The sequence below is a fragment of the Ruegeria marisrubri genome (assembly GCF_001507595.1).
Classification (GTDB): domain Bacteria; phylum Pseudomonadota; class Alphaproteobacteria; order Rhodobacterales; family Rhodobacteraceae; genus Ruegeria; species Ruegeria marisrubri.
Map to the genome: position 1 here is coordinate 189,462 of NZ_LQBQ01000023.1, position 18,318 is coordinate 207,779.

Here is an 18,318-nt window from a genome sequence, read left to right on the forward strand (position 1 = left end):
CCCTTCGATACTGCGCAATTGACCGCAATCAGTAGCGGTAGTGTTCCGGCTTGAACGGGCCTTCCGGCTTGACGCCGATGTAATCCGCCTGTTCCGAGCTCAGCCGGGTCAGCTTGACGCCGATGCGATCCAGATGCAGGCGCGCGACCTTCTCATCCAGGTGCTTGGGCAGGATATAGACCTTGTTCTCGTATTGATCGCCCCGGGTCCACAGCTCGATCTGGGCCAGAACCTGGTTGGTGAACGAGGCCGACATCACGAAGGACGGATGGCCGGTGGCGTTGCCCAGGTTCAGCAGGCGGCCTTCGGACAGCAGGATGATGCGGTTGCCCGAGGGCATCTCGATCATGTCCACCTGGTCCTTGATGTTGGTCCATTTGTGGTTTTTCAGGCTGGCCACCTGAATCTCGTTGTCGAAATGGCCGATATTGCCGACGATGGCCATGTCCTTCATCTCGCGCATGTGCTCGATGCGGATCACGTCGCGGTTGCCGGTGGTGGTGATGAAAATGTCGGCGGTCGAGACCACGTCCTCCAGCAGAACCACCTCGAACCCGTCCATGGCGGCCTGCAGGGCACAGATCGGGTCGACCTCGGTGACCTTCACGCGGGCGCCGGCACCGCGCAGGGACGCGGCCGATCCCTTGCCCACGTCGCCATAGCCGCAGACCACGGCGACCTTGCCGGCCATCATCGTGTCGGTGGCGCGGCGGATGCCATCGACCAGCGATTCCTTGCAGCCATACTTGTTGTCGAATTTCGACTTGGTGACCGAGTCGTTCACGTTGATCGCCGGGAAGGGCAGGTGACCCTTTTCCATCATCTTGTAGAGACGATGGACGCCGGTGGTGGTTTCCTCGGAAACGCCCTTGATCATGTGGCGCTGCCTGGTGAACCAGCCGGGGCTCTCCTTCAGGCGTTTCCTGATCTGGTTGAACAGGGCGACCTCTTCCTCCGACTGCGGGTTCTCGATGATGTCGGTCTCACCCTCTTCGACGCGGGCGCCCATCAGGATGTACAGCGTCGCATCGCCGCCATCGTCGAGGATCATGTTGGCGCCGCCTTCCTCGAACTGGAAGATGCGGTCGGCGTAATCCCAGTATTCCTCGAGCGTTTCGCCCTTGATCGCGAACACCGGAATGCCGGCGGCAGCGATCGCGGCGGCGGCGTGATCCTGGGTCGAGAAGATGTTGCACGAGGCCCAGCGCACCTCCGCGCCCAGCGCGACCAGCGTTTCGATCAGAACGGCGGTCTGGATCGTCATGTGCAGCGAACCCGCGATGCGCGCGCCCTTGAGCGGCTTGCTGTCGCCGTATTCCGCGCGCAGGGCCATCAGGCCCGGCATTTCGGTTTCGGCAATATCCAGTTCCTTGCGGCCGAACTCGGCCAGTGAAATGTCCTTGATGATATAGTCCCCGGCCATCAGATGCTCCATTCCGGTAAATCCTGATCCGGGATGCCACTAACACTCCTTGAGTTCAGTGGCAACGACGATGGCCGAACATCCAATTCGGCGCGTTGCCGCGCCTGGGCTCAGCTGGCCGTACCCTTGGCCTTTTCCTTGGGTGACGCCTGGAAGAAGTCCGTTCCGGCCGCCACGATGCAGCTTACCCCGTTGGGGTGCGTCAGCAGAACCGTGAACGTGCCTGTTTCATTCGACGCCCAGACCTCCATCACCGTCTGCCCGCCCCTGACACCTTGCAGCCCCCCGAAGGTCAGCTCTTCGGAGTAGGCTTCCTGCAGTTTCGCGATGATGGTGTCTCGCATCGCGCAACTTGCGGCCAGCGCAGGGGGCGCGGTCGCGGCCATGCCAAAGGCAAGGGCAATACCGAACAAACGCTTGAACATGGCAAGCTCCTTTCGATACAGGTTTCGCTGTGTGGGGGACGCGCGGGGAGGAACGCACGCCCCCCACGCCACTTGATATCGTGATCAGCACGCGCCGCTTCAAAGCACGGTCCTTCAAGAAGGCGTCGGCAGCATGTGATCAAGATGTATTCAGGATACCACAATTCCACGGCGCGGGCACGGCCGGCAAAGGGGGCATGGCAGAATGGCAACACAACCCAGAGCGTGGCAGAGGATGCTGTCGGGGCGCCGTCTGGACCTGCTGGATCCAACCCCGGTTGATATCGAGATCGAGGATATCGCGCACGGGCTGGCTTTCGTGGCGCGCTGGAACGGTCAGACCAAGGGGGACTTCGCCTATTCCGTCGCCGAGCATTCCCTGCTCGTCGAAGAGCTGTTCGGTCGGATCGCTCCCAAGGCACCGGTCAAATGGCGGCTGGCGGCATTGCTGCATGATGCGCCGGAATATGTGATCGGCGACATGATTTCACCGGTGAAGGCTGCCGTTGGACCGGGCTACGGAGAGCTGGACCATCGCCTGTCAGCGGCCATTCACATCCGCTTCGGCCTGCCGGCCGCCATTCCCAAGACCATCAAGAAACAGATCAAGCGGGCCGACCGGATCAGTGCCTGGATGGAAGCGACCCAGATCGCGGGGTTTTCAGAAGCCGAGGCAACCAAGTTCTTCGGCCGACCGGACAAGGCGCTGATGGAGGGGTTGCAGATCACGCTAAGACCACCGATTGAGGTGCGCCGAGCGTATCTGGCGCGGCATGCGGAGCTGTTGGCGGAGCTGTAGCACGTGATGCCCGTCCGATGTCCGCTTTGAGCCCGGAGCGGACACAGTGGCTATCAGTTTCCAAGAAGAATTGCGTTGCTGAAAATCAGCGTTGCACTTACTCGGGCAAGCCGGCCGAACGCAGAGACGCGCAGTCTTTCTCCAATCGTTCTGCATCAGAGAAAAGCTGAGTTTTCGCCCAGTCTGATATGGAAAACTGAGGGCGATATTTCATCACATTCCGTGCTTCTCCGCGAGCGGCCTCAACGTTACCCGTTTCCACGTGTACGATTACGAGGTCGAGGTGCCCAAAACCTTCAACCCTTTGACCGTATTCGGTGAATGCCTTCTTGGCTTCCTCGTATTGACCGTCGAGCCGAAGGGCCAAGCCCAGAACGCCAGCATACCAGCCCGGATAATGAGGGTTGAGAGTAATGGCTTGCCGCGCCACGCGGATAGCTTCTTTTGCCTGCGCATTGAATGCCAATGTAATCGACAGCCTTGCAGCCACATCAGCGTGGTTTGGATTTAGCTGCAGTGCTTCGTTGAACTTCTCGATAGCCGATTCCAGCTTGCCATCGATTGCATCCGCGAAACCCGCAATTGCGTGAGCCTCTGGGTTGTAGCTGTCTATTTCCAGAGCACGTCGAGCGCAGTCACGTGCCTCGGCCAGCGCCGCATTTCGGTCTGCTACAAAGCCGTGCCTTGCTTCGACAGTACAAATGAACCCCAAAGTGCAATATGGCGCAGAGTAGCCAGGATCCAGGGAAATTGCCTGCTGAGCAAACCGGCGAGCGTCAGCCTGTGCTTCCTTTGTTATTCTGCGCGACGCCTCCACGGCTTGCAATTGAGCAGTCCAGGCATCCAGATTTTTAGTCCCCGAACCTCTGAAACGCGCCATCTCGCCTGCCAGCAATTCGACTTGAAGCTCAGTCGCAATTCTCAGGGCAATTTCATCCTGAACCTCGAATACGTCTTCTATCAGGCGATCAAACCGGTCTGCCCAAATGTGCATTCCGGACTTCGCGTCGATCAGCTGCGCAGTAATTCGCACACGACTACCGCTTTGGCGGACACTTCCCTCGAGAACAAGATCGACTCCTTGTTCCAGTCCGACCTGTTTCACATCCACGGAGCGCCCCTTGTAGACGAAAGTGGAATTCCGCGCGACGACCAGTAGGTTCGGGAGTTTTGACAGAGTGGTAATTATCTCTTCGGTAATGCCATCGGCAAAAAATTCCTGATCGGGGTCAGAAGAAAGATTGTCAAAGGGCAGGACGCCGATCAGCAATGACTTCGAGTGACTGGCTGGCGTCACTCGCGGTGGAGCGGAGCCGGGTGGCGACCATTGGAATACTTCCACTGGTGACGGGGCATTCTTGAACTGCCGTTCGCCAGCGCGGTGAAATTGCTCGGCCAGCCTCTCGTCAAGGCTGCGATGGACGACATCGGAAATCAACACAGCCTCTTCGTCGGCAGCCTCTTGTAGCCGCGAGGCTATGTTGATCCCGTCGCCGAAGATGTCATCTTCGTCGAATACTACATCTCCCAGATGAACGCCCACTCGCAGTTTAAGTGAAGACTGGGCTGACACTTGGCTTTGAAGGTCGAGGGCGCACCGCACAGCGTCCGAGACCGAGTTGAACTCGACTATCCATCCATCGCCCATTCTCTTTACGATATTGCCGCGATGATCGCTAACCAATGGATCGAATAACTCTCGACGCAGGACACGGAGTTCGCTGAGAGTTCTGTTCTCATCCGCCTTTATCTGGCCCGAGTAGTTCACTACATCGGCCGAGAGTACTGCGGACAGTCTACGGTCTCCGGTCATGTCTCTTCGTAACGCATAATACGTTGCGTGGAAAAGACATCTTGTTTTGGGAATCTTCGCACGAACTTCGACCGGCTGCTTTGTCCGCGCTGCAGCCATTCCAGCTTGCTATTAAACGAACTTGGACTTCGAGCCGGCGTAGCGCGGCACGATATTACCGCGGGCTGCGTTTCGCCAGAATCCGCTGCAAGGTCCGGCGGTGCATGTTCAGCCGCCGTGCGGTTTCGCTGACGTTCCGGTCACACAGCTCATAGACCCGCTGGATATGCTCCCACCGCACGCGGTCGGCGCTCATCGGGTTTTCCGGTGGCGGCGGCAGCTCGTCCGGCTTGGCCAGCAGCGCGTTGGTGATGTCGGTGGCGTCGGCGGGTTTCGACAGGTAATCCGTCGCCCCGATCTTGACCGCCGCGACGGCCGTGGCGATCGCGCCATATCCGGTCAGCACCACGACCCGGCAATCAGGCCGCTTGTCACGCAGCACTTCGACCACATCCAGCCCGTTGCCGTCCTCGAGCCGCAAATCGACCACCGCATAGGCGGGCGGCCTCGCGGTTGCGATCGCGCGACCCGCCGCAACCGACGCTGCGGTTTCAATCTCGAACCCGCGTTTCTCCATGGCCTTGGCCAGACGCCGCAGGAACGGCTCGTCATCATCTACCAGCAACAGCGACTTGTCGGGTCCGATTTCAAGCTGGGTGGTTTCGGCCATGCTCTTACTTTCCGCTGTTCTTGGGTCGTTGGCTTGCCGCCGAGTATTACCAGCGCCTCAGGAAAGGTCAAACGCCCCGTTTCGGCTACATGTTTTCCAGGAAGCAGCCGATCCGGTCGGCCATCTCCTCGGCCGTCTCATCCCGCTTGAAGAACTCGACGAACCCATATTCGGGCAGGACCAGGTATGAGAAGGTCGAATGATCGACCAGGTAGTATTCGTCGCTCTTGTCCTGAGCCTTGTAATAGGTCTTGTAGGCCTTGCTTGCCGCCTTGACCTGTTCCGGCGAGCCGGTCAGGCCGATCATCCGCTCGTGCAGGTTGCTGGCGAACTCGCCCACCACCTCGGGCGTATCGCGGTCGGGGTCGATCGAGATGAAGATCGGCGTGACCATCTGGCCGCGCTCTTCCAGGATATCGACGGCTTCGGCGTTGCGCGAGGTATCCAGCGGGCAGACGTCGGGGCAGAAAGTGTAACCGAAATAGAGCAGCGAAGGGCCGGTGATCACGTCCTTGTCGGTGACCGTTTCCCCCTTGGAGTTCACCAGCTCGAACGGCCCGCCGATCGCGGCCGTGCCGCCCGCGACCTGCCCGGCCCGGCATTGGGCGAACCGGTCATCCGACCCACCTCCGACCGCAAGCAGCCAGGTGATTGCCAGCGAGACGATGACGATGGCGGCGGCGGCAATGGCATAAATCCGATTCATGGTATCTCACCCGAGGCTTGGCACAGTTGATCGTTCTGCCGCAGACACCTATCAAGGTAGCCAGCGGTTGCAACAGGACATAATCGACCGATGGCAGAATCCAACATGAGCCTCTGGCGCGGGCACGAGCGCAGCAGCTGGATTCGCCTCCGCACGCTGATCCTGCTGCGCTGGGTCGCGATCATCGGACAGATCATCGCCATCACCGTCGCCCAGCGCATGTACGACCTGCAGCTGGAACTGGGCCTGTGCTATTTCGCAATCGGCATTTCGGTCATGGGCAACCTGACGGCGATCCTGATATTCCCGGAAAACAAGCGCCTGTCAGAGTTCGAGAACTTCCTGATGGTTCTGTTCGACCTGCTGCAGCTTGCCTTCCTTCTTTACCTGACCGGCGGCCTGCACAACCCGTTTGCGCTGCTGCTGGTGGGTCCGGTGACGATCTCGGCAAACGTGATGAGCCTGCGTTCCACCATGATCATCGGTGGTGTGGCGATCTTTCTCGTCACGCTTCTGGCCCAGTTTCACCTGCCGTTGCGGACGGATATGGGCTTCGTCATGCGCATCCCCGACATTTTCGTCTTTGGCAACTGGGTGGCGATCGTGATCGCAATCGTCTTTCTGGGTGCCTATTCGCACCGCGTCAGCTCCGAGGTCCAGTCGATGTCCGAGGCGCTGGCCGCCACCCAGATGGCGCTGTCCCGCGAACAGAAGCTGACGGATCTGGGCGGCGTGGTGGCTGCCGCCGCCCACGAGCTTGGAACGCCGCTGGCGACGATCAAGCTGGCCAGTTCGGAACTGATCGAGGAATTGGACGACCGCCCGGACCTGCGCGAGGACGCCGCCCTGATCCGGGACCAGGCGGATCGCTGCCGCGACATCCTGAGGAACATGGGGCGGGCCGGGAAGGACGATCTGCACCTGCGGCAGGCCCCCCTGTCGACGGTGGTGCACGAGGCCGCCGAACCGCATCTCAACCGCGGCAAGCAGATCCATTTCGACGAGGGGCCGGCGCAGGGCGGAGACGTTCAGCAACCCTCGATCCTGCGCAAGCCCGAGATCATCCACGGGCTGCGCAACCTCATTCAGAATGCCGTGGATTTCGCCCGTACGAATGTCTGGGTCGAGGCGGAGTGGACCGAGGACTGGATCGCCGTCAGCATCATGGATGACGGGCGCGGATTTCCGCCTCACATGATCGGCCGCATCGGCGACCCCTTCGTCCGGCGGCGGCGGGCCGAGTCCGACCAGAAGACACGCCCGGAATACGAAGGCATGGGTTTGGGTCTGTTCATCGCCAAGACCTTGCTGGAACGCAGCGGCGCGCAGTTGAAATTCGCCAACGGCTCCGATCCCTACCAGACCCTGACGGACCAGCCCGACCGGCGAGGCGCCGTGGTCAGAGTGATCTGGCCGCGGAACCTGATCGACGCCCAGATCGGCGACTACCCCGTCCCGTCCGGCCTCAACGAGAAATTCCAGGTCTGAGTTAACACGTCGTTAACCTTTGTCGCTCCATGTTTTCCTGGACGGACTAGACTGGCACGGGCAGAATTCATGGCCGACTGGATCATTCTGGGCGCAATCAGCCTCTTGTCGTCCGGCCTCGCCGTCTTGTGGTTGTCACCGCGGCGGCGGCGCCGGGATACGACCTTTGGCCTGTTGTCTCCGCATTCCATTTTTGACGCCGTGTTCCTGTTCGACGGCGACAGGCTGGTCGCGCATTCGGACATCGCTCTGGCCGGCTATCGGGACGTCACCGACTGGGGCGGCCTGAGACAATTGCTGCGCCGGGATTTCCCGGAGTTTCCCGATGCGCCCGACGCCGTGCGCACCGCCGGAACCATCACCGTACCTGCAATCGACCATGCGATCGAAAGAGAGGTTCTGTGCGAGTGGATCGACGGTATCGTTCGGGTGCAGCTGCGCGATCTGACCGAGCTTCCCCGTTCGGACCATAAGGGCGGCCCGGCAAACGACCCCATGCGGCTGGCCATGGACAAGGCGCCCTATCCGGTCTGGCTGTGCGAGGCCGACGGCAAGGTGCGGTGGTGCAATGCCGCCTATGTCGCCTTGGCGCGCCGGATTCGTGGGGCAGCTGCGGATCTGACCCTGCCGCTGTTTCCGAATCCCGAGGAGAGCGGACAGTTCGGCAAGAAAAGGCGGGTGTCCATCACCGCAGACAAGTCGGACCGAAGGCTATGGTTCGATCTGACCACGGTGGAATGCGAGCCTGACATGCTCTGCTATGCCGTCGACATCAATGCGATCGTCGAGGCCGAAATTGCCCAGCGCAAATTCGTTCAGACCTTGGCCAAGACCTTTGCGCAGCTTTCGATCGGATTGGCGATTTTCGATCGCAACCGACAGTTGGCGCTGTTCAACCCCGCACTCGTCGATCTGACCAGCCTGCCCGCCGATTTCCTGAGCTGCCGGCCCAGTATTTCCAGCTTTTTCGACCAGCTCCGGAACAACAACATGATGCCCGAGCCCAAGAACTATCGCGGTTGGCGCAAGCAGATGGACGACCTTCTCGAAGCTGCGCAGGACGGCAGATACCAGGAGACCTGGTCTTTGCCGTCGGGCTCTGTCTACTCGGTCAGCGGCCGCCCGCACCCGGACGGTGCGGTGGCATTCCTGTTCGAGGACATTACCGCCGAGATCACCCTGACCCGGCGGTTCCGATCCGAACTGGAGCTTGTTCAGGCCATTCTCGACAAGCTGGCGGACGCGATCGCGGTCTTTTCGGCCGACGGCACGCTGGCTTTCACCAATGACGCGTATCACAAACTCTGGGGTGACAATCCCGAGTCGGGCTTTGTCCAGACATCGGTGCTGGACTCGACGAAAATGTGGCAGGACCAATGTATTGCCACACCGATCTGGGGTGAAATCCGCGATTTCGTGGACATGCGCGAAAACCGGGCCGAGTGGTCGGCGCAGGTCCGCGCGCGCAGCGGCACGTCCATGACCTGCACGGTCAGCCCGATCCAGAACGGGGCGACGATCGTAAGGTTCGGCGTGGAGGCATATGAAAACTCGGAACTGGAACCGGTCGGCACCTGATCCGGCTTGCAGCCGACTCCGCTCGGGGCCATTGTGGCGCCATGACGTCCACGCTCGTGAAACTGACCCCCGAATCCCCCGAGGAAACCGCGGATATCGCGGCGCGGATCGGGGCCGAATTGCAGCCGGGTGACTGCCTGTTGCTGCGCGGCGAAATCGGCAGCGGCAAGACCCACTTTGCCCGCAGTCTGATCCAGTCGCTGATGGTCGCGCCCGAGGATGTCCCCTCTCCGACCTTCACCCTGGTTCAGGTCTATGACACGACCAGGGGAGAGGTCTGGCATTCAGATCTCTACCGCCTGTCCGCGGCCGAAGAGCTGGAAGAGCTAGGCCTTTCGGAGGCATTCGAATCCGCCATTTGCCTTGTCGAATGGCCTGACAAGCTGGGCCCACTGGCGCCGCCCTCGGCCCTGACACTCACTTTCGCGACCGATCCCGAACACGAGGAAACCAGGCACTTGACGGTTTCCGGACCTGATCCGAAATGGTCGCCCCTGCTGGAGATGCTTTCATGACGAACCGGACGGTATTGGCCGAGGCCCTGATCGCCCGGACTCCGTGGGCGAACGCGACCCGCGCGCCTTTGGCCGGAGATGCCTCCAATCGCCGGTATGAACGCCTGACCGATCCCGAGACCGGCCGCACCGCCGTCCTGATGGATGCGCCACCCGAAAAGGGTGAAGACGTCCGACCATTCGTCAGGATCGCAAACCACCTGCGCTCAATTGGCCTGAGCGCACCCGAGATCTATGCCGAAGATGCCGAACACGGCTTCCTTTTGCTCGAGGATCTGGGCGACGACCTGTTTGCCCGCCTCCTGGAGAAGCACCCCGAGATGGAACGGACGCTGTACGAGGCGGCGACGGATGTTCTGGTCACGCTTTTCGAGGCTCCGACGATTCCTCTCGACAGCTACGGGCCGGCGCTGATGACGGAACTGGCCGCGCTGGCCTTTACCAAATACGCAAGCGGCATCACCGGAGAGCCTGACGATGGCAGGCGAGAGCGGTTTGAGCGCCGGTTCGAGGACATCCTGCACCGCGAGGTTCAGGGACCCAAGGTTCTGATCCAGCGCGACTATCACGCGGAAAACCTGATCTGGCTGCCGGATCGCGAGGGCGTGAAGCGCGTGGGGCTGCTGGATTTCCAGTGCGCCATGCTGGGCCACCCGGCCTATGATCTGGTGTCGCTGTTGCAGGACGTCCGCCGCACGGTGCCGGCCGGGATCGAGATGACGATGGTCAACCGCTACATCAAGGCGACCGGCATCGACGATCACGGGTTCCGCACCGCCTATGCCGTGCTGGGCGCCCAGCGCAACCTGCGGATTCTGGGCGTGTTCGCCCGTCTGGCCACTGAATACGGCAAGCCACGCTACGTGGACATGATCCCGGCCACATGGGCGCATCTGATGCGCGACCTCGACCATCCCGCACTGGCGTCAGTGGCGGACATGCTGCGCGAGGCCCTGCCGCCCCCGACACCGGAAAACCTGGACAGGCTGAGGGTGGCATGACGAGAAGCCCCGACGCCGTGATGCTCTTTGCCGCGGGTTTCGGCACCCGCATGAAAGAGTTGACCAGGGACCGGCCCAAACCGCTGATCGAGGTCGCCGGCCGCCCGCTGATCGACCACGCACTCGATCTTGCCCAAGGCGCGCGCGTGTCGCGGATCGTAGCCAACCTGCACTATCTGCCGGATCAGCTCGAGGCGCATCTGGCGCCGAAAGGCGTTCTGCTGTCACGCGAAGAGCCCGAGATTCTCGAAACGGGGGGCGGGTTGCGCGCGGCCATGCCGCTTTTGCAGTCCGACCCGGTGTTCACACTGAACACGGACGCGATCTGGGCCGGCCCCAATCCGTTGAGGATGCTGCGCCAAGCCTGGGATCCCGAGAGGATGGATGCCCTGTTGATGTGCGTACCGGTTGCGCAGGCGGTGGGCCATTCCGGGGCAGGTGACTTCGTTGCCGACGCCGAGGGGCGGATACGGCGTGGGCCCGGTCTGATCTATGGCGGGGCGCAGATCATCCGCACCGGGGAACTGGCGGAATTCGAGGAACGGGCATTCTCGCTCAACCTTCTGTGGGACAGGATGCTTCAGCGAAACCGGCTGTTCGCTCTCACCTATCCCGGCCGCTGGTGCGATGTCGGCCATCCCGGCGGCATCTCGCTGGCCGAGGAGATGCTGGCCGATGTTTGAACCCGGGACGAAACCAAGGGTTTTCGCGGTTCCGCCCGGGGTGGATTTTCCCAAGGCGCTGGTGTCGGGGTTGCGACAGCGCAGCGCCCATCTGCCGCCCGAGGCGCTGGCGCGGGTGCAGCTGGTGGTCAACACCCGCCGCATGGCCCGGCGCATCCGCGACCTGTTCGATCAGGGGCCGGCCTGCCTGCTGCCGCGCCTGTCGCTGGTGACGGACCTTGGTGAAAGCGCCGAACTGGCCAAGCTGCCCCCGGCCGTTCCGCCGCTGCGGCGCAGGCTGGAACTGACCCAGCTGATCGCCAAGCTGCTGGACGAGCAGCCGGACCTTGCCGCGCGGTCCTCGCTGTTCGATCTGGCCGACAGCCTGGCCGCGCTGATCGACGAGATGCAGGGCGAGGGCGTTGCGCCGGCCGCGATCCGCGAACTGGATGTCAGCGACATGTCCGGTCACTGGGCGCGGGCGCAGGCCTTCATCGAGATCGCGGACAGGTTCATCGCCGCGGATGACGACGCGCTGGATGTTCAGGCCCGCCAGCGCCGCGTCGTCGAAAACCTGATCGAACATTGGCAGGACGCGCCTCCGCGGCACCCGGTCATTCTTGCCGGCTCCACCGGCTCGCGCGGCACGACCCTGATGCTGATGCAGGCGGTGGCCCGCCTGCCCCAGGGCGCTCTGATCCTGCCCGGATACGACTTTGATCAGCCGGATCACGTCTGGTCGGGGCTGGATGACGCCCTGCTGTCCGAGGATCACCCGCAATTCCGGTTCCGCAAGCTGATGCGCGAGCTTGACCTCGCGCCTTCCGAGATCCTGCGCTGGACCGATGACAAGCCGCCCTCGCCGGCCCGCAACCGGCTGGTTTCGCTGGCGCTGCGCCCGGCGCCCGTCACCGATGCGTGGATGACCGAAGGCCCGCTTCTGACCGATCTCGACGAGGCCATGTCGAACGTCACGCTGGTCGAGGCACAGTCCCCGCGGGCCGAGGCGCTGGCCATCGCCCTGCGCCTGCGGCAGGCGGCGGAAACCGGCCAGACCGCCGCCCTGATCACGCCCGACCGGATGCTGACCCGACAGGTCAGCGCCGCGCTGGACCGCTGGAACATCCTGCCGGACGACAGTGCGGGCCTGCCGCTGCAACTCTCGCCGCCGGGCCGGTTCCTGCGCCATGTGGCGGCGCTGTTCGTCAGTCGTCTCGACGGCGAGGCGCTCTTGACCCTGCTGAAACACCCGCTCTGTCATGGCGGCGGAGACCGGGGCGCGCATCTGCTGCATACGCGCGATCTGGAACTGGACCTGCGCCACAACGGCCCCCCGTTTCCCGATCCAGACAGCCTGGCTGCCTTCGCCACCCGCAAGGACGTGCCCGAGGACTGGCTGGCCTGGCTCTCGGCCCATTTCTGCGGTCAGGTGGTGCAAGGCGAGCTGCCCTTGACCGACTGGGTTCAGCGCCTGCGGCGCCTGGCCGAGGCGATCTCGGCCGGCAGCACCGGCGAACCCGGTCCGCTCTGGGACAAGAATGCGGGCCAAAAGGCGCTGTCGGTGATCACCGCGCTCGAGGACGAGGCATCGCATGGCGGCCCGATGACGGCCCGCGACTTTGCTGACCTTCTAGGGGCCCTGCTTGCGGGTGAGGAAGTCCGCGACCGCGATGCGCCGCATCCCAGCATCATGATCTGGGGCACGCTCGAGGCGCGGGTGCAGGGGGCCGACCTGCTGATCCTCGGTGGGCTCAACGAAGGCAGCTGGCCCGAATCCGCCTCTCCCGACCCGTGGCTGAACCGCCAGATGCGCGACAAGGCCGGGCTGCTGCTGCCCGAGCGGCGGATCGGGCTTTCGGCGCATGATTTCCAGCAGGCGATCGGCGCGCCCGAGGTCTGGCTGACCCGCGCAACCCGCTCGGAAGATGCCGAAACCGTGCCGTCCCGCTGGTTGAACCGCCTGACCAACCTGTTGCAGGGGCTTCCCGGTCAGGGCGGCCCCGACGTTCTGGCAGCCATGCGCGGGCGCGGGCAGCAATGGCTCGACTGGTCCAAGCAGTTGGAGGACGCGCCACCGATCCCCGCCGCCGCGCGCCCGTCGCCCCGGCCACCCGTCAAGGCGCGGCCGCGGCAACTGTCGGTGACCGAGATCAAGCGGCTGATCCGCGACCCTTATGCGATCTATGCCAAGCACGTCCTGCAGCTGAAACCGCTCGATCCGCTGGTACAGGCCCCGGATGCCCTGCTGCGCGGCATCGTGATCCACGAGATCCTCGAGCATTTCGTCAAGGACAGCGTGCTGGACGGGGCCCTTCTGACCCGCGAGAACTTTCTGAAGCGCGCCGAGGCGCTTCTGGTTGAAAATGTCGCCTGGCCCACCGCCCGCAAGCTCTGGCTGGCACGGCTGGAGCGCATCGCAGATGCGTTTCTGGCCGCCGAGGCCGACCGCCACGCCGATGGCGGCCCGGTCGCCTTCGAGGTCAAGATGAAAGCGCGCCTCGATCCGCTGGATTTCACCATCGTGGGCCGCGCCGACCGCATCGACCTCAACAGCCGCGGCGCGCTGCGGATCTATGACTACAAGACCGGCCAGCCACCCACCCGGAAACAACAGGCCAAGTTCGACAAGCAACTGCTGATCGAAGCCGCCTTGGCCGAGCAATACGGCATCGACGGTTTCGATCCCATGCCCGTGGCCGAGGCGGTCTTCATCGGCATGGGCGGCACCTACAAAGAGGTCGCGGCCCCCTTGGACGAGGAACCGGCCGACAAGGTGCTGGCCGAGCTCAGACAGCTGATTTCGGCCTATTTAGAGCCTGATCAGGGCTTTTCCTCGCGCCGGATGCTGCACCGGGACAGCGATGTCGGGGATTATGACCACCTGGCCCGGTTCGGAGAATGGGACCGCACCGCCATGCCCAGGCCGGAGGATCTGACATGACCCCGCGCGACGAAGCGACGGAGCGCCAGGTTCAGGCCGCGCGCCCGAATGCCTCGACCTGGCTGGCCGCCAATGCCGGCTCGGGCAAGACGCGCGTTCTGACCGACCGCGTTGCGCGGCTGCTGCTGAACGACGTGCAGCCGCAGCACATCCTGTGCCTGACCTACACCAAGGCCGCCGCCAGCGAGATGCAGAACCGGCTGTTCAAGCGGCTGGGGCAATGGGCGATGCTGGAGGATGCCGCGCTGCAGGCGCAACTGACCGATCTCGGCGTCGATGGCAGCATCGATCCCGCACGGCTTGCCCATGCGCGCACGCTGTTTGCGCGGGCGATCGAGACGCCGGGCGGGCTGAAGATCCAGACGATCCACTCGTTCTGCGCCTCGCTGCTGCGCAGATTCCCGCTCGAGGCCGGGGTCAGCCCGCAATTCTCCGAGATGGAGGACCGCGCCGCCGCGCTGCTGCGCGAAGAGATCGTCGAGGACATGGCCGAGAGTGCGCACGGGCATCTGGTCGAAGCGGTCGCGCGTTTCGTCACCGATACCGGATTCGACGGATTGACCAAGGCGATCGTGCAGAACCGCGACGGGTTCGCGCAGCCGCTGGATTGGGCGGCGCTGCTGCGACTGTTCGATCTGCCCGAAGGGTTCGATGAACAGGCCTTGCTGGACCGCGTCTATCTGGGCGGCGAAGTGGAACTGATCCGCTCGATCTTGCCGGTGCTGATCGAAAGCGGCGGCAACAATGCCAAGGCGGCCGACAAGCTTGCCGCGTTCACCGAGCCGACGCTTGCCAACCTGGCCGTGCTCGAAAGCGTTCTGCTGACCGGGGCGGGGGCCAAGGCGCCGTTCTCGGCCAAGGTCGGCTCTTTCCCGACGAAAGTGGTGCAGGCCGTTCTGGCAGACAGGATGCCCCAGATTGACGCCCTGATGCGACGGGTCGAGGCGGCGCGCGAGCAACGCCTGGCACTGGTGGCGGCGCAGAAATCGCTGGCGCTGCACCGGTTTGCCGCCGTTTTCCTGCCGGAATACGAACGCCGCAAGCAGCTGCGCGGCTGGCTTGATTTCGATGATCTGATCTTCAAGGCGCGGCAGCTGTTGAGCGACCCGGCGGTGGCGGAATGGGTGCTCTATCGCCTCGATGGCGGCATCGACCACATCCTGGTGGACGAGGCGCAGGATACCAGCCCCGAACAATGGGACGTGATCGAGAAACTGGCGCGGGAGTTCACCTCGGGCGAAGGCGCGCGGTCGGACGTGGAGCGGACGATCTTCGTCGTCGGCGACAAGAAGCAGTCGATCTATTCCTTCCAGGGCGCCGACCCCGAGGCCTTTGACCGGATGCAGCGGGAATTCGGACAAAGACTGCGCGATTCAGGCTCTAACCTTGAGAATCTGACGCTGGAATTCTCTTTCCGCTCGTCGGATGCGATCCTGCGGCTGGTCGATCTGGTGTTCGAAAACCGCACCGATGCTGGGTTTCACAAGGATGCGCTGCACCGCGCCTTCAAAAGCGATCTGCCGGGGCGCGTGGACTTGTGGCCGGTGGTCGAGAAGGTCGAGGAGGAGGAAGAGGGCGACTGGACCGACCCCGTCGACCGGCCTGGGGCACGGCATCACAACGTGGTGCTGGCCGAGCAGGTGGCGCAATCGATCAAGCAGATGATCGCGCGTGGCGAGACCATTCCGGTGGATGGCGACAAGCCCGGCCAGCTCAGGCGCCGCAAGGTTCGGCCCGGAGATTTCCTGATCCTCGTGCAGCGCCGCTCGGACCTGTTTGCCGAGATCATCCGCGCCTGCAAGGCCGCCGGGCTACCCATCGCCGGGGCCGACCGGCTCAAGGTCGGCGCGGAACTGGCGGTCAAGGATCTGGCCGCGCTGCTGAGCTTTCTCGCCACGCCCGAGGACAGCCTGTCGCTGGCGACGGTGCTGAAATCGCCCCTGTTCGGCTGGACCGAACAGCAACTCTTCGATCTGGCGCATCGGCGCGAGGAGAAGTTTCTCTGGACGGCGTTGCGCAAGCGGGCGGACGTATTTCCCGAAACGCTGGCCGTTCTGGACGACTTGCGCGATCACACTGATTTCCTGCGCCCCTATGACCTGATCGAGCGGGTTCTGACCCGCCATGACGGGCGGCGCAAGCTGCTGGGGCGGCTGGGGGCCGAGGCCGAGGACGGCATCAACGCGCTGCTGTCGCAGGCGCTGGCCTATGAGCGCACCGACATCCCCAGCCTGACCGGATTTCTCGTCTGGATGCAGACGGATGACCTGGAGATCAAGCGCCAGATGACCGGGGTCGGGGACATGATACGGGTGATGACCGTGCATGGTTCCAAGGGGCTCGAGGCGCCGATCGTGATCCTGCCCGATACCGGCGCGCGGCGGGCACCATCGGATGACGAGGTGATGCTGGCCGACGGCACCCCTTTGTGGCGCATGTCCCGTGACCTGTCGCCCGCCATCATCGCCCGGGCGCGGGCCGAGGCTCAGACCCGCCAGCTGAACGAACGGATGCGGCTGCTGTACGTCGCGCTGACACGGGCCGAGAAATGGCTGATCGTGGCCGCGGCCGGCGATATCGGCAAGGATGGTTCCAGCTGGTATCAGATGGTCGAGGACGCGATGGGCCGCGCAGGGGCCACGCTTGTTCCCGGCACAGGCATTCGCCGGCTGGAGCATGGCGACTGGCACGCCCCCCCGCCGGCCGATGTCGCCAAAGCCACCCACATCCCGGCGCCATTGCCGGAGGCGTTCTGGAAACCGGCCCCGGAACCCGTTTCCGCGCCAGAGGTCCTGAGCCCCTCTGATCTGGGTGGCGCAAAGGCCCTTCCAGGCGATCAGGGGCTGGACGAGGAGGCCGCCAAATTGCGGGGCACGCGGATTCACCTGCTGCTGGAGCACCTGCCCGGACTCGAGCCCCGGGACTGGCCGGAAAGCTGCGTGCATCTGCTGCCCGACGTGACCACCTCAGAGCGGGACGGCTTGCTGGCAGAGGCCGCCGCCGTTCTGACCGCACCGCATCTGGCGCAGGTCTTTGCCGCGGACGCTCTGGCCGAGGTGCCGGTCACCGCCGATTTGGGCGCGTTCCGGGTGCATGGAGTCATCGACCGTCTCATCGTGACCGAGACCGATGTTCAGGTCATCGATTTCAAAACGAACGCCACCGTTCCCGACCGGCCCGAAACCTGCCCCGAGGGCCTGCTGCGGCAGATGGGGGCCTATGCCCGGGCGCTGGCCCAGATCTATCCGGATCGCCAGATCAGGACCGCCATCCTCTGGACGCGCACGGCCGACCTCATGTGGCTGCCGCACGATCTTGTGACAGAGGCGCTGGGCCGCAGCCCGATACCTTGACCTCGCTCTGGGCCGCACCTAATTTCTTGTCTCAAGCACATCTCATTCAGGAGACACACATGTCCACCGTAGCCGTCACCGACGAAACCTTTGACGCCGAAGTGAAGAACTCGGACATCCCCGTTGTGGTGGATTTCTGGGCCGAGTGGTGCGGCCCCTGCAAGCAGGTCGGCCCCGCCCTGGAAGAGCTGGCCGCCGAGTATGACGGCAAGGTGAAGATCGCCAAGGTCGATGTGGACAGCAACCCGAACTCCGCCGCCGCAATGGGTGTGCGAGGCATTCCGGCACTGTTCATCTTCAAGGATGGCCAGGTCGTTTCGAACCGCGCCGGCGCCGCTCCGAAGGCCGCGCTGCAAAGCTGGATCGAGTCGTCGATCTGAATCCGGCTACTGACGATTTTTCCGAAGCGCCCGCAGGGGCGCTTCTTTTTTGTCCGTTTCGTACGCGGTTTTCAGGGGTCTTCTTCCGTTTTGTACAAACCGGTTTGGCCGTTGCCCGTGGGACGCCGCCCGCGTTGCCGGTCTCGTCCCGGTTCGTCCGGATCGCGGGACAACATGGCCAAGTAGACACCAGGACCAGCGCCGGCAAACAAGAAAAAAGCCGCTCGTCGTTTCGAGCGGCTTTTCATTCGGTCGATCGATTCATTGGCATCAGATCTTGGCGATGTCGCTGCGGGTCAGGCCGATATCGTCCAGCTGGGCATCGGTCAGCCGGGACAGTTCCTTGCGGGTCACACGGGCCTCGTTCCATTCGACGATGGCGTTCTTGGCCGAGATGATTGCGTCCACTACATGGAGAACGGTGACTGCTCCGAGCGGCGCATTGATGTTTGCGGTGTTTGCCATTGCGCATTTCCTTCCAACAGAAACAGCCGACCCCTCGTCGGTTGCAGGTCTCATCTAGGA

General features: G+C 63.3%; 15 protein-coding genes. 9 read left to right on the top strand and 6 right to left on the bottom strand.

Annotated elements, in window-relative coordinates; translation table 11 throughout:
• Positions 1 to 28: 28 nt before the first annotated feature.
• Positions 29 to 1,423 carry an adenosylhomocysteinase gene (gene ahcY, locus AVO45_RS11610; RefSeq protein WP_205627889.1) on the bottom strand — a complete coding sequence of 465 codons (1,395 nt, stop codon included), beginning with the start codon at positions 1,421 to 1,423 and terminating at the stop codon, positions 29 to 31.
• A gap of 110 nt (positions 1,424 to 1,533) precedes the next feature.
• Positions 1,534 to 1,848, bottom strand: coding sequence for a hypothetical protein (locus AVO45_RS11615; RefSeq protein WP_068347134.1), 315 nt, complete (start codon positions 1,846 to 1,848; stop codon positions 1,534 to 1,536).
• A 205-nt stretch (positions 1,849 to 2,053) separates the two neighbouring features.
• Here AVO45_RS11615 and AVO45_RS11620 point away from each other — a divergent pair, with 205 nt between their 5' ends.
• Positions 2,054 to 2,647 carry an HD domain-containing protein gene (locus AVO45_RS11620; protein ID WP_068347135.1) on the top strand — a complete coding sequence of 198 codons (594 nt, stop codon included), beginning with the start codon at positions 2,054 to 2,056 and terminating at the stop codon, positions 2,645 to 2,647.
• Positions 2,648 to 2,744: 97 nt separating this feature from the next.
• Here AVO45_RS11620 and AVO45_RS11625 read toward each other — a convergent pair whose 3' ends face one another.
• From AVO45_RS11625 to AVO45_RS11635, 3 genes are all read right to left on the bottom strand, one after another.
• The gene (locus AVO45_RS11625) at positions 2,745 to 4,460 is read right to left on the bottom strand and encodes an adenylate/guanylate cyclase domain-containing protein (protein WP_240482125.1); all 1,716 of its coding nucleotides are present in this window, start codon (positions 4,458 to 4,460) and stop codon (positions 2,745 to 2,747) included.
• Positions 4,461 to 4,614: 154 nt separating this feature from the next.
• Positions 4,615 to 5,169, bottom strand: a complete 555-nt coding sequence (locus AVO45_RS11630; RefSeq protein ID WP_068347136.1) for an ActR/PrrA/RegA family redox response regulator transcription factor — start codon at positions 5,167 to 5,169, stop codon at positions 4,615 to 4,617.
• Positions 5,170 to 5,254: 85 nt separating this feature from the next.
• Positions 5,255 to 5,875, bottom strand: coding sequence for an SCO family protein (locus AVO45_RS11635; protein ID WP_068347137.1), 621 nt, complete (start codon positions 5,873 to 5,875; stop codon positions 5,255 to 5,257).
• Between the two features lie 90 nt (positions 5,876 to 5,965).
• Here AVO45_RS11635 and regB point away from each other — a divergent pair, with 90 nt between their 5' ends.
• The 8 genes from regB to trxA all read left to right on the top strand — a co-directional run bounded on the left by regB (position 5,966) and on the right by trxA (position 17,793).
• Positions 5,966 to 7,363, top strand: a complete 1,398-nt coding sequence (gene regB / locus AVO45_RS11640) for a sensor histidine kinase RegB (RefSeq protein ID WP_068347138.1) — start codon at positions 5,966 to 5,968, stop codon at positions 7,361 to 7,363.
• A gap of 69 nt (positions 7,364 to 7,432) precedes the next feature.
• Positions 7,433 to 8,941, top strand: coding sequence for a PAS-domain containing protein (locus AVO45_RS11645; RefSeq protein WP_068347139.1), 1,509 nt, complete (start codon positions 7,433 to 7,435; stop codon positions 8,939 to 8,941).
• 41 nt (positions 8,942 to 8,982) lie between these two features.
• Positions 8,983 to 9,456 (top strand): tRNA (adenosine(37)-N6)-threonylcarbamoyltransferase complex ATPase subunit type 1 TsaE, encoded by a 474-nt coding sequence (gene tsaE / locus AVO45_RS11650; protein ID WP_068347140.1) that lies wholly within the window; start codon positions 8,983 to 8,985, stop codon positions 9,454 to 9,456.
• A complete protein-coding gene (locus AVO45_RS11655) occupies positions 9,453 to 10,457 on the top strand; it encodes an aminoglycoside phosphotransferase family protein (RefSeq protein ID WP_068347142.1) in 1,005 nt (334 codons plus the stop codon). The genes tsaE and AVO45_RS11655 overlap by 4 nt, the downstream gene beginning before the upstream one ends.
• Positions 10,454 to 11,140: a nucleotidyltransferase family protein gene (locus AVO45_RS11660; protein WP_068347144.1), complete on the top strand. Its 687-nt coding sequence runs from the start codon at positions 10,454 to 10,456 to the stop codon at positions 11,138 to 11,140. Before AVO45_RS11655 ends, AVO45_RS11660 begins: the two co-directional genes overlap by 4 nt.
• On the top strand, positions 11,133 to 14,060 hold the full coding sequence (gene addB / locus AVO45_RS11665) for a double-strand break repair protein AddB (RefSeq protein ID WP_068347145.1): 2,928 nt from the start codon (positions 11,133 to 11,135) through the stop codon (positions 14,058 to 14,060). The genes AVO45_RS11660 and addB overlap by 8 nt, the downstream gene beginning before the upstream one ends.
• Positions 14,057 to 17,413, top strand: a complete 3,357-nt coding sequence (gene addA, locus AVO45_RS11670) for a double-strand break repair helicase AddA (RefSeq protein WP_068347147.1) — start codon at positions 14,057 to 14,059, stop codon at positions 17,411 to 17,413. Before addB ends, addA begins: the two co-directional genes overlap by 4 nt.
• 59 nt (positions 17,414 to 17,472) lie before the next feature.
• Entirely contained in the window at positions 17,473 to 17,793 is a 321-nt protein-coding gene (gene trxA, locus AVO45_RS11675) for a thioredoxin (protein ID WP_068347149.1), read from the top strand.
• A gap of 270 nt (positions 17,794 to 18,063) precedes the next feature.
• On the opposite strand, the gene AVO45_RS11680 is transcribed toward trxA, so the two are convergent.
• Positions 18,064 to 18,258, bottom strand: coding sequence for a DUF1127 domain-containing protein (locus AVO45_RS11680; protein ID WP_068347151.1), 195 nt, complete (start codon positions 18,256 to 18,258; stop codon positions 18,064 to 18,066).
• Between the last annotated feature and the right edge of the window lie 60 nt (positions 18,259 to 18,318).